The organism is Pseudomonas sp. DCB_BI, from assembly GCF_026240995.1.
Lineage (GTDB): Bacteria > Pseudomonadota > Gammaproteobacteria > Pseudomonadales > Pseudomonadaceae > Aquipseudomonas.
Genome location: NZ_JAPFCG010000008.1, coordinates 236,612 through 248,263, shown reverse-complemented (window position 1 = coordinate 248,263; position 11,652 = coordinate 236,612). Strand labels below are relative to the sequence as shown.

General features: G+C 62.5%; 8 protein-coding genes. 2 read left to right on the top strand and 6 right to left on the bottom strand.

What is annotated here, in order from left to right; translation table 11 throughout:
* Nucleotides 1-398: 398 nt before the first annotated feature.
* From OO258_RS11445 to OO258_RS11430, 4 genes are read right to left on the bottom strand one after another with little or no spacing between them, the layout of a single operon-like run.
* Complete coding sequence (locus OO258_RS11445; RefSeq protein WP_266030476.1) at nucleotides 399-2,351, bottom strand: acetyl/propionyl/methylcrotonyl-CoA carboxylase subunit alpha; 1,953 nt, start codon at nucleotides 2,349-2,351, stop codon at nucleotides 399-401.
* Complete coding sequence (locus OO258_RS11440) at nucleotides 2,348-3,163, bottom strand: gamma-carboxygeranoyl-CoA hydratase (protein ID WP_266030474.1); 816 nt, start codon at nucleotides 3,161-3,163, stop codon at nucleotides 2,348-2,350. The genes OO258_RS11445 and OO258_RS11440 overlap by 4 nt, the downstream gene beginning before the upstream one ends.
* Before the next feature lie 3 nt (nucleotides 3,164-3,166).
* A complete protein-coding gene (locus OO258_RS11435; protein ID WP_266030473.1) occupies nucleotides 3,167-4,774 on the bottom strand; it encodes a carboxyl transferase domain-containing protein in 1,608 nt (535 codons plus the stop codon).
* A 19-nt stretch (nucleotides 4,775-4,793) separates the two neighbouring features.
* On the bottom strand, nucleotides 4,794-5,957 hold the full coding sequence (locus tag OO258_RS11430) for an isovaleryl-CoA dehydrogenase (protein WP_266030472.1): 1,164 nt from the start codon (nucleotides 5,955-5,957) through the stop codon (nucleotides 4,794-4,796).
* Nucleotides 5,958-6,201: 244 nt separating this feature from the next.
* Here OO258_RS11430 and OO258_RS11425 point away from each other — a divergent pair, with 244 nt between their 5' ends.
* Entirely contained in the window at nucleotides 6,202-7,884 is a 1,683-nt protein-coding gene (locus OO258_RS11425; protein ID WP_266030471.1) for an AMP-binding protein, read from the top strand.
* A gap of 79 nt (nucleotides 7,885-7,963) precedes the next feature.
* On the opposite strand, the gene OO258_RS11420 is transcribed toward OO258_RS11425, so the two are convergent.
* The gene (locus OO258_RS11420) at nucleotides 7,964-8,812 is read right to left on the bottom strand and encodes an RHS repeat-associated core domain-containing protein (protein WP_266030470.1); all 849 of its coding nucleotides are present in this window, start codon (nucleotides 8,810-8,812) and stop codon (nucleotides 7,964-7,966) included.
* Between the two features lie 513 nt (nucleotides 8,813-9,325).
* Nucleotides 9,326-9,487 carry a hypothetical protein gene (locus OO258_RS11415; RefSeq protein WP_003251307.1) on the bottom strand — a complete coding sequence of 54 codons (162 nt, stop codon included), beginning with the start codon at nucleotides 9,485-9,487 and terminating at the stop codon, nucleotides 9,326-9,328.
* A gap of 139 nt (nucleotides 9,488-9,626) precedes the next feature.
* Between OO258_RS11415 and OO258_RS11410 the strand changes: the two genes are divergently transcribed.
* Complete coding sequence (locus OO258_RS11410) at nucleotides 9,627-11,645, top strand: alpha-1,4-glucan--maltose-1-phosphate maltosyltransferase (RefSeq protein WP_266030469.1); 2,019 nt, start codon at nucleotides 9,627-9,629, stop codon at nucleotides 11,643-11,645.
* Nucleotides 11,646-11,652: the final 7 nt, after the last annotated feature.

The window sequence follows — 11,652 nt, the reverse complement described above, 5'->3', positions numbered from 1 at the left end:
AGGGAAGAAGAAAATGCAGGCTATCGCCGCCGTCATGCGTAAATACCTGACAGGTGCCTGGGCATGCATGCGTGGCGATGAGCCCTTTGATACGGCCAAGCTGTTCAGCGCTGAGCACCTCAAAAAAACTTGACCTCCAACAGAGTATCTACGTTTGTTTCGGGCCAGTAACGCCTGTGACAGGCGCGCGCGACCGCCTTGTTTGTACGACGCGATATTTCGTCATGCCCCAAGGCGTTCGCGCGCAAATCCCACTGGAATAATTGGCCCGAAAAAAACGTAGGAGCGAGCGCAGCTCGCGATGCGCCGCGCGGGCGGCGCTCGGTCTTCCACGCGACGCACCTCTACCGCCGTACTCTTACGAAGCCACCCCAACACTCAAGCCAAGCGCCCCCACCTCACTCAGCCAGTTCGACCAGCACCGTCCCTTCGCTGACCATATCCCCTTCCTGACAGAACAGCGCCTTCACCGCCCCGCCATGCGGCGCCCGAATGCTGTGTTCCATCTTCATGGCCTCCAGCACCACCAGCGCAGTACCCGCTTCCACCACCTGCCCAGGTTCGACCAACACGCGCACGATGCTCCCATTCATGGGCGCGCCCAGGCCGCCTTGATGGCTATGGCTGGCCTCGGCTTCAGCAACCGGGTCGAATGCCTGGATCGCGTGCATTTCGCCATCCCATTGCAGATACAGCGTGGCACCGCGACGCATCGCCAAGTACTGGCGACGCACACCGGCCTGATCGTGTACCAGTTGCTCGCCCACCAGCTGCCAGGTGGAAGCAGCGCTGTGCTCCAGGGCAACCGCCTGGTCCTGCCCGCCGCTCACCAGATGCAGGCTGCTGCGTGCCGGCAGGCCCAAACGCAGGCCGTTGCGCTCACCCCACGGCGAACGGCGGTCGTCATCGCGCTGATGCCCGGCCTGGCCCTGCAGCCAGGCTTCGGCTGCCGCCTCCCAGAAGCCAGCCGGCAGCGCACGTGGCGCCGGCAGCAGCACATCCTCGTGGCGGGGAATGAAGCCGGTGTCCAGCTCTGCCGCCGCGAACGCAGGGTGCGCGAGAATACGGCGCAGGAAGGCGATGTTGGTCTTCAATCCGCCAATGGCAAACTCGTCGAGCATGGCCAGCAAGCGCAGGCGTGCCTGTTCGCGGTTTTCACCCCAGGCAATCAGCTTGCCCAGCATCGGGTCGTAGAACGGCGACACCACATCGCCTTCACTGACCCCACTGTCCACGCGCCGGCCTTCGCCAGGCGCCGACTCACGGTACAGCACCAGCTTGCCGGTAGCGGGCAGGAACTCGTTGGCCGGGTCTTCGGCGTACAACCGCACTTCGATGGCATGGCCAATCAGCGGCACCTGTTCCTGGGTGATCGGCAGATGCTCGCCGCAGGCCACGCGAATCTGCCAGGCCACCAGGTCCAGGCCGGTGATGGCCTCGGTGACCGGGTGTTCCACCTGCAGGCGGGTGTTCATCTCCATGAAGAAGAACTCGCCACGTGCATCAAGCAGAAACTCCACGGTGCCGGCACCCACGTAACCGATAGCCTGGGCGGCACGTACCGCCGCTTCGCCCATGGCCCGGCGCAGTTCGGGCGACAAGCCGGGGGCAGGGGCTTCCTCCACCACCTTCTGATGGCGGCGCTGAATGGAACAGTCGCGTTCGTTAAGGTACAGGCAGTTGCCGTGCTGGTCGGCAAACACCTGGATTTCGACATGGCGGGGCTTGAGCACGTACTTTTCCACCAGCATGCGCGCATCGCCGAACGACGACTGTGCCTCTCGCTGGGCCGAGGCCAGGGCGTCGGCCAACTGGCTTTCTTCCTCGACCACTTTCATGCCCTTGCCACCGCCGCCAGCGCTGGCCTTGAGCAGCACCGGGTAGCCGATGCGTTCGGCAGCGGCGCGGAAGGTGTCCAGGTCCTGGGCTTCGCCGTGGTAGCCCGGCACCAATGGCACGCCGGCCGCTTCCATCAGTGCCTTGGCCGCCGATTTGCTGCCCATGGCGTCGATGGCGCTGGCCGGTGGGCCGAGGAAGATCAGCCCGGCCTGTTCGATCGCGCGGGCGAAGCCTGCGTTCTCGGACAAGAAACCATAACCCGGGTGAATCGCCTGGGCACCGCTGGCCTTGGCTGCTGCCAGCAGCTTGTCGATCAGCAGGTAGCTTTCGGCGGCCTTGGTGCCACCGAGATCCACGCGGATATCAGCTTCGCGGCTGTGGCGGGCGTCACGGTCGGTGGCGCTGTGCACGGCGACAGTGGTCAGGCCCATGGCCTTGGCTGTGCGCATTATCCGGCAGGCGATTTCGCCACGGTTGGCGACCAGCAGGGTGGTCAAAGCGGGGCGGCTCATGGGCGCGGTTCCTTCTTGTCATCGGTTTGCCACGCGGGGCGGCGTTTTTCGAGGAAGGCGCGCAGGCCCTCCTGGCCTTCGGCGCTGACGCGGATGCGGGCAATGGTGTTTTCGCAGTAACGGCGCAGGGCCGGGCTCAGTTCTCCGTCGTCCACTTCGCGCAGCAGGTCCTTGGTGGCGCGCAACGCTTGCGGGCTGTTCTGCAACAGGTTATTCACCCACGCTTCGACCTGGGCATCCAGCTCACTGGCTGGGTACACTTCGGCCAGCAGGCCCAGTTCGCGGGCGCGTATACCGCTGAAACGCTCGGCGGTGAGGGCGTAGCGGCGCGCGGCCCGCTCGCCAATGGCCTTGACCACAAACGGGCTGATGACCGCCGGTGCCAAGCCGATGCGCACTTCCGACAGGCACAGCTGGGCGTCTTCGGCGCCAATGGCCATGTCGCAGCAGCTGATCAGGCCTAGCGCGCCGCCGAAGGCTGCGCCTTGCACCACGGCCAGGGTCGGGACCTTGAGGCGGTGCAGGGCGTACATCAGTTCGCCCAGTTCGTGGGCGTCATCCAGGTTGGTGTTGAAGTCCAGTTGTGCCGACTGCTGCATCCAGGCCAGGTCGGCACCGGCGCTGAAATGCCGGCCACGGCCACGCAGCAGCACAAAGCGCAGGCTGGCGTCTTCGGCCAACTGGTCGATGGCCACGATCAGTTCGCGGATCATCTGTGCGTTGAAGGCGTTGTTCTTGTCCTCGCGGCTGAGCCACAGGGTGGCAAAGCCGCGCGGGTCGCGGATCACTTCAAGGGTGCTGAAATCGCTCATGGGTCACATCCGGAAAATGCCGAAGCGGCTCGGTTCGATCGGCGCGTTCAGCGCGGCGGACAACGCAAGGCCGAGCACATCGCGGGTCTGCGCCGGGTCGATGACACCGTCATCCCACAGGCGGGCACTGGAATAGTAGGGGTGGCCCTGGTGTTCGTACTGGTCGAGGATCGGCTGCTTGAGCCTGGCTTCGTCTTCGGCACTGAATGGCTGGCCGCTGCGTTCGCTCTGCTCGCGCTTGACCTGTGCCAGCACGCCGGCGGCCTGTTCGGCGCCCATCACGCCAATCCGTGCGTTGGGCCACATCCACAGGAAGCGCGGGTCGTAGGCGCGGCCGCACATGCCGTAGTTGCCGGCACCAAAGCTGCCGCCGATGATCACCGTGAACTTCGGCACCTGGGCGCAGGCCACGGCGGTGACCAGCTTGGCGCCGTGCTTGGCGATGCCGCCTTCTTCGTATTTTTTGCCGACCATGAAACCGGTGATGTTCTGCAGGAACAGCAGCGGGATGCCGCGCTGGCAGGCCAGTTCGATGAAGTGCGCACCTTTTTGCGCGGCTTCGGCGAACAGGATGCCGTTGTTGGCCAGGATCGCCACCGGGTAGCCATGCAGGTGGGCGAAACCGCACACCAGCGTGGTGCCGAACAGTGCCTTGAACTCATCGAACACCGAACCGTCGACCAGGCGTGCGATCACTTCGCGTACATCGAACGGCTGCTTGGCATCCGCCGGCACCACGCCGTACAGCTCGTCGGCGGCGTATAGCGGCGCCACGGGGGCCAGGCGCTGCAGCTTGCCCAGCTTGTGCCAGTTGAGGTTGGCCACGCTGCGCCGCGCGATGGCCAGGGCGTGTTCGTCATTGTCGGCATAATGGTCGGCGACGCCACTGGTGCGGCAGTGCACATCGGCGCCGCCGAGGTCTTCGGCGCTGACCACTTCGCCAGTGGCGGCTTTCACCAACGGCGGCCCGGCGAGAAAGATGGTCGCCTGCTGGCGTACCATGATCGCTTCGTCGGCCATCGCCGGCACGTAGGCGCCGCCAGCGGTACACGAGCCCATCACCACGGCGATCTGCGGGATGCCTTGCGCGCTCATGTTGGCCTGGTTGAAGAAGATCCGCCCAAAGTGCTCGCGGTCAGGGAACACTTCGTCCTGGCGTGGCAGGTTGGCGCCGCCCGAGTCCACCAGGTAGATGCACGGCAGGCGGTTTTGCAGCGCGATGGTCTGCGCGCGCAGGTGTTTCTTCACCGTCAGCGGGTAGTACGAACCGCCTTTGACCGTGGCATCGTTGGCCACGATCATGCATTCCACGCCTTCGACGCGGCCAATGCCGGCGATCACGCCCGCAGCCGGCACGTCTTCGCCATATACCTCATGGGCCGCCAGCTGGCCGATCTCGAGAAACGGCGAGCCCGGATCCAGCAGGCGGTCTATGCGCTCGCGCGGCAGCAGCTTACCGCGCGAAGTATGCCGCTCCTGAGCCTTGGGCCCGCCGCCCTGGGCGACCTGGGCCAGCAGGCCGCGCAGGGCTTGGACTTGTTCGAGCATGGCCGCACTGTTGCCGGCGAATTCCGTCGAACGCGGGTTGATCTGGGTGTGCAAGGTAGCCATGTGCGCCCGTTCCTTATGTTCAGCGGGTTTCGTTGAACAGTTCGCGGCCAATCAGCATCCGGCGGATTTCGCTGGTGCCGGCGCCGATTTCGTACAGCTTGGCGTCGCGCAACAGGCGGCCAGCCGGGAATTCGTTGATATAGCCGTTGCCGCCGAGAATCTGGATCGCTTCCAGGGCCATCTGCGTGGCGCGCTCGGCGGTGTACAGGATCACCCCGGCAGCATCCTTGCGGGTGGTCTCGCCACGGTCGCAGGCCTGGGCCACGGCATACAGGTAGGCGCGGCTGGCGTTCAGCTGGGTGTACATGTCGGCAATCTTGCCCTGGATCAGCTGGAACTCGCCGATGCTCTGGCCGAACTGCTTGCGGTCGTGGATATACGGCACCACCAGGTCCATACAGCTTTGCATGATGCCGGTCGGTCCGCCGGACAGCACCACACGTTCGTAGTCCAGGCCGCTCATCAGGACGCGCACGCCGCCGTTGAGTTGGCCCAGAATGTTCTCTGCCGGCACTTCCACGTCATCGAAGAACAGCTCGCAGGTATTCGAGCCGCGCATGCCCAGCTTGTCGAACTTGTTGCTGCGGCTGAAGCCTTTCCAGTCACGCTCGACGATGAACGCGGTGATGCCGTGCGCACCCTTGTCCAGGTCGGTCTTGGCGTAGATCACGTAGGTGTTGGCGTCTGGCCCGTTGGTAATCCAGGTCTTGCTGCCGTTGAGCACATAGTGGTCGCCGCGTTTTTCGGCGCGCAGCTTCATCGAGACTACGTCGGAGCCGGCGTTGGGCTCGCTCATGGCCAGGGCGCCGATGTGCTCGCCGCTGATCAGCTTGGGCAGGTACTTGAGCTTCTGTTCGTGGTTGCCGTTGCGGTTGATCTGGTTGACGCACAAGTTGGAGTGCGCGCCGTAGGACAGTGCTACCGAGGCCGAGCCACGGCTGATTTCCTCCATCGACACCACGTGGGCGAGGTAGCCCAGGCCGGCGCCGCCGTATTCTTCCGCCACGGTGATGCCCAGCAGGCCCATGTCACCGAACTTGCGCCACATGTCGGCGGGGAACAGGTTGTCGTGGTCGATCTGCGCGGCGCGCGGGGCCAGTTCGGCGGCGACGAAGGTGCGCACCTGGTCACGGAGCATGTCGATGGTTTCGCCCAGGGCGAAGTTCAGGGAGGGGTAATGCATGCTGGGGCACCTTGTTGTTCTTGGAAATTGGGTAACACCGTAGCTCAAAGGCTTTGTGCCGACCCTGCGGGAGCGGGTCGGTGCCGTGCCGATGAACTCGGGATCGTTCATCACCTTTACGTTAACGTAAACCTGCAAGGGTGGACTGTCAATCCGCTTGTCACCTTTACGTAAACGTAAATCTGCGCCAGAGTATTCCCGCTTGCTTCAGCCGTGCCCAAAACAACCACAAGAAGGGACACCCATGAGTCAACCGAGCTATACCCGCGGTCGCCAGGACCGACCTTTGCTGACCCAGACCATCGGCCAGGCCTTCGATGCCACCGTTGCTCGCTGTGCCGACGGCGAAGCCTTGGTATCGCGTCACCAGGGCCTGCGCTACAGCTGGCGGCAGTTGGCCGAACAGGTCGAAGTACATGCCCGCGCGCTGATGGCGCTGGGCGTCAACACTGGCGACCGTGTTGGCATCTGGTCGCCCAACTGCGCCCAGTGGTGCATCTTGCAGCTGGCCAGTGCCAAGGTCGGTGCCATCCTGGTCAACATCAACCCGGCCTACCGTGGGGGTGAACTGGAATACGTGCTGCGCCAGTCCCGCTGCCGCTGGCTGGTATGTGCTGAAGCCTTCAAGACGTCTGATTACCACGCCATGGTGCAGGAGCTGGCGCCTGAACTGGCCAGCGCCGCGCCTGGTGAGCTGGCCAGTGAATGCCTGCCCGAGTTGCGTGGCGTCATCAGCCTGGCCGCCAACCCGCCTGCCGGCTTCCTGCCCTGGCACGCATTGACCGAGCGTGCAGGGCAGACATCTGCCGAGGCCTGCACAGCCCGCCAGCAAAGCCTGCAATTCGACCAGCCGGTAAACATCCAGTACACCTCCGGCACCACCGGTGCGCCCAAAGGTGCCACGCTCAGTCACTACAACATCCTCAACAACGGTTTCATGGTGGGTGAAAGCCTTGGCCTGGCAGCCAGCGACCGTATGGTGATTCCGGTGCCGCTGTACCATTGCTTCGGCATGGTCATGGCCAACCTCGGCTGCATCACCCACGGCAGCACCATGATCTACCCCAACGATGCCTTCGATGCCGAGCTTACCCTGCGCGCCGTGGCAGAAGAGCGCGCCACCATCCTCTATGGCGTACCGACCATGTTCATCGCCATACTCGACCACCCGTCGCGTGCCCACATGGACCTGTCGACCCTGCGCAGCGGCATCATGGCCGGCGCCACCTGCCCGATCGAGGTGATGCGCCGGGTCATCGGCCAGATGCACATGGCAGAAGTGCAGATCGCCTACGGCATGACCGAAACCAGCCCGGTGTCGCTGCAGACCGGCCCGGACGATGATCTGGAGCTACGCGTGACTACCGTCGGCCGCACCCAGCCACAGCTGGAGAACAAGCTGGTGGACGCCGATGGCTGTATCGTCGCGCGCGGTGAGATTGGCGAGCTGTGCACCCGCGGCTACAGCGTCATGCTTGGCTACTGGGACAACCCCCAGGCCACGGCGGATGCCATCGACCCGGCCGGCTGGATGCATTCGGGCGACCTGGCGGTGATGGACGAGCAGGGCTATGTGCGCATCGTCGGGCGCAATAAGGACATGATCATTCGCGGCGGCGAGAACATTTACCCGCGTGAGCTGGAAGAGTTTTTCTACACCCACCCGGCGGTGGCCGATGCGCAGGTGGTCGGCATCCCGTGCAGCCGCTATGGCGAAGAGATCGTCGCCTGGATCAAGCTGCACCCGGGGCATAGCGCCACGGTCGAGGAACTGCAGGGCTGGTGCAAGGCGCGCATTGCCCACTTCAAGGTGCCGCGGTATATCCGTTTCGTTGACGAATACCCCATGACAGTGACGGGCAAGGTGCAGAAGTTCCGGATGCGGGAGATCAGTGTCGTGGAGTTTATGGTGGGATCGACCGAGTAACGTTGTAGCGGTGCCGGTCCGCAGGGCAAGACCCGCGAATGGCCGGCACAGCTAGCCCGTTTTGGTCAAGCCATCCTAACTAAAACCAGAGTTCCGGATGTTCCAAGGAACTACGAATAATACGTATATGTCCCATTAACTTTCTATATCGCTCCTGTGGGCTGATGTAGTAATCGGCGTCGCCGAAGTAGCTAGGGTTTTGCATTTTTCTTACCTCTGCTTCTATTCTGTCAAGGCTGGATATATCTGCTTTGGTTAGCAAGCCATCGTTTCGGTAATCGGTTACTTGTCCACCCATGATGTTTGCAGCCTGTTTCAAATATCTTTCTGTTGTGATGCGGTGGACAATTCTGGGCGTTACACCGGTTTTGAAGGGGTCTGAGGCTGCTGCGGTTAAATCCCCAGGTGCTAAATATTGGCCTATTTTTTCTACTAGGTGGGGGGCCGGCTTGGAGAGTTCATTCAGTATGCGTAGGCCGTCTCCCATAGCTATCAACCTGAGCCGTGCAGTTTCTTCAGGGCTTTGGCCGGGGAGCTGTACATTTTGCTTGTTAAAATTAACGTTTATGTTGGGCTTTTTGAAAAAGATTTTGTATAGCCAATTCAGGGGACGTAAAGCGAGTTGGGCGAGTCGAGCGAAAGCAACGGCTCCACTTGGGTCTGTGCGGTTGACTGGATCGCCATTGCAATAGGCGTAGCTATTAATTCCTCCACGTCCAAAGGGGCTAATACGATCCGGGGAGATGAATCTCATCAGTGTAGGGCTGAAGGCGCGATAGCCTTGTCCCAAATGGTAGTAATGTGCGTGATGGTCAAAATGTGCACCGTTGAAGCCGGTCAGGCGAGGTTTCAGGGTTAGCGCTTTGCTGTAGCCGTAAACGCAGTAGCTGACATGAGTGTCAGGGATGACAGTGGTGGATGCTGACATGGTACTGCCCCGTGTGAAAATCAATGTTGTCGAAGGCTTCAGTCTAGCCATGAGGCGTCTGACAAGTTTTATTGGCGCTGAACAGGGGGTGTTCATCGGTTCGGCGAGTTCACGAGCTTGAGCAACAAGGCGGTGGTCGCTCTCCCGACGGGTGTTGTGTGGTTTATATAGTGTAAGCAGCGATCTTACGAAACTGGTAAAAATAGCAGTTGTAAAAGGGGGCTACAGGTCCCGCGCTGCCCGGGCGTCGAGAATAATTGCCCTGATGGGGCGAAGTGCATACCGCCGCACACCTACCGTATAGCGTAATCCAAGCAGCGATAACGTATAGTCCAGATTGCCCGGGATGAACGCGCGGCGCCTAACTGCGAAAGTTGGCCCCTCACGCCATCCGTGCTACCAGATGTAATCGCGCGCTTCTGACATGACTCAACCATCTCCGGGCAAGGATCGATGGTCATGCGAGCTCCAGTAGAACGCAACTGACAGACATAACAGTTCCGTGGTCTACCCTTAAGCCTTCACCGGTGGCTCCTGGCTCGGCGGGTCACCTACCGTCGGCGGCACGGTCGGCTTGATCGGCAGCTCGTCCGGGTCTTCTTCCGGTACGGGTGGCGGCAAGCTCGGGTCGTCGATATTCGGATCGGGGGTTTCCGGTGGAATGGGAATGTTCATGGCCTGACCTCGCGTGGGTGGGTGAAGAGGTGCTGTAGGCTCTGACCGCTGGCAGCTGCCGTTCGCTCAATTATTTTGAACCCCCCGCCTGTGCCCGGCTCTGAACCCTTACCGCCACCAGCCTGAGGGAGCAAGGTCGATGTCACGAAACGAGCCCTTTGAAAGCGTGCCCACGGCGAACGATCACCCGGATCAGGCCATTGGCCTGTCCCAGGCGCTGTTGGCGCCGCGCATCGTCATCGAAGACACCCAACCCGTGCTCGACGCTGGCACCTTCGCCGCCAAGGCCATCAGCGGCCAGCCAGTTGCGGTCAGCAGCAAAGTCTACAGCGATGGCCACGACCGCCTGGCGGTGATGCTCAACTGGCGCCAGGCCAACAGCCGACGCTGGCATTGCGTGCCCATGCAGTCGCCGGGCAACGACCTGTGGCTGGCCGAATTCACCCCCACCGAGCTAGGCCCGCACCGGTTCAGCATCGAGGCCTGGATCGACCCGTTCGCCACGTACTGCCACGACCTGGAGAAGAAGTACCACGCCGGTGTCGAGGTCAGGCTGGAGCTGGAAGAAGGTCGCTTGATGCTGGGCCAGGGCATTGCCTTGTGCAACGGCGCCCTGCGTGAAGCGTTGCAGGCCCTGCAACAGCGCATGGGCGAGTTGGGTGTCGACGACCAGGTGGCACTGCTTCTCGACCCCACCACCAGCCGCCTGATGAGCGAAGCCGAACACCGCAGCTACCTGGCCCGCAGCCGTGAGTTCCCGGTGGATGTCGACCGCCCGGCGGCGCAGTTCGCCAGTTGGTACGAACTGTTCCCGCGCTCCATCACCGATGACCCCCAACGGCATGGCACCTTCAATGATGTGCACGAACGCCTGCCGATGATTCGTGACATGGGCTTCGACGTGTTGTACTTCCCGCCCATTCACCCCATAGGCATGCAGCACCGCAAGGGCCGCAACAATGCGCTCAAGGCCGAACCGGGCGACCCGGGTAGCCCGTATGCCATCGGCAGCGCAGAAGGCGGCCACGAGGCGATCCACCCGCAACTCGGCAGCCGCGATGACTTCCGCCGTCTGGTGGCTGCGGCTGCGGAACACGGCCTGGAAATTGCCCTCGATTTCGCCATCCAGTGCTCCCAGGACCACCCGTGGCTCAAGGAGCACCCGGGCTGGTTCAGCTGGCGCCCGGACGGCACCATCCGCTACGCCGAAAACCCGCCGAAGAAGTACCAGGACATCGTCAACGTCGACTTCTACGCCCCCGATGCCGTGCCCAGCCTGTGGCTGGCCTTGCGCGACGTGGTCATCGGCTGGGTCGAGGAGGGCGTCAAAACCTTCCGCGTCGACAACCCGCACACCAAGCCGCTGCCGTTCTGGCAATGGCTGATCGCCAATGTGCGCAGCCAGTACCCAGAGGTGATCTTCCTCGCCGAGGCGTTCACCAAGCCTGCGATGATGGCGCGCCTGGGCAAGGTCGGTTATGCGCAGAGCTACACGTACTTCACCTGGCGCAACACCAAAAAGGAACTGAGCGAGTACTTCGAGGAACTCAACCAGCCGCCGTGGAGCCAGTGCTACCGGCCCAACTTTTTCGTCAACACGCCGGACATCAACCCGTTCTTCCTGCACACCTCTGGCCGCGCCGGGTTCCTCATACGCGCCGCGTTGGCCACCATGGGCTCGGGCCTGTGGGGCATGTATTCAGGCTTTGAGCTGTGCGAGGGCACGCCGTTGCCGGGCAAGGAGGAATACCTGGATTCGGAGAAGTACCAGCTGCGCCCGCGCGATTTCAGCCAACCCGGCAACATCATTGCCGAAATCGCCCAGCTCAATCGCATCCGCCGGCAGAACCCTGCGTTGCAAACCCACCTCGGCGTGGCGTTCTTCAATTGCTGGAACGACAACATCCTGTACTTCGCCAAGCGCACCCCCGAGCGCGACAACTACATCCTGGTGGCGGTCAGCCTCGACCCGCACAACGCCCAAGAGGCGCACTTCGAGTTGCCATTGTGGGAATTGGGGCTGGACGACAACGCCGAAACCCATGGTGAAGACCTGATGAACGGCCACCGCTGGTCATGGTACGGCAAGACCCAATGGATGCGCATAGAGCCCTGGCATCAGCCGTTCGGCATCTGGCGCATCGAAAAAGCCCGTTAACCAGGCT

Excerpts from the sequence above, each read along its gene's own strand:
- OO258_RS11410 (WP_266030469.1), top strand. The coding sequence starts at position 9,627 with ATGTCACGAAACGAGCCCTTTGAAAGCGTGCCCACGGCGAACGATCAC.
- OO258_RS11415 (WP_003251307.1), bottom strand. The coding sequence starts at position 9,487 with ATGAACATTCCCATTCCACCGGAAACCCCCGATCCGAATATCGACGAC.
- OO258_RS11440 (WP_266030474.1), bottom strand. The coding sequence starts at position 3,163 with ATGAGCGATTTCAGCACCCTTGAAGTGATCCGCGACCCGCGCGGCTTT.
- OO258_RS11435 (WP_266030473.1), bottom strand. The coding sequence starts at position 4,774 with ATGGCTACCTTGCACACCCAGATCAACCCGCGTTCGACGGAATTCGCC.
- OO258_RS11420 (WP_266030470.1), bottom strand. The coding sequence starts at position 8,812 with ATGTCAGCATCCACCACTGTCATCCCTGACACTCATGTCAGCTACTGC.
- OO258_RS11425 (WP_266030471.1), top strand. The coding sequence starts at position 6,202 with ATGAGTCAACCGAGCTATACCCGCGGTCGCCAGGACCGACCTTTGCTG.
- OO258_RS11445 (WP_266030476.1), bottom strand. The coding sequence starts at position 2,351 with ATGAGCCGCCCCGCTTTGACCACCCTGCTGGTCGCCAACCGTGGCGAA.
- OO258_RS11430 (WP_266030472.1), bottom strand. The coding sequence starts at position 5,957 with ATGCATTACCCCTCCCTGAACTTCGCCCTGGGCGAAACCATCGACATG.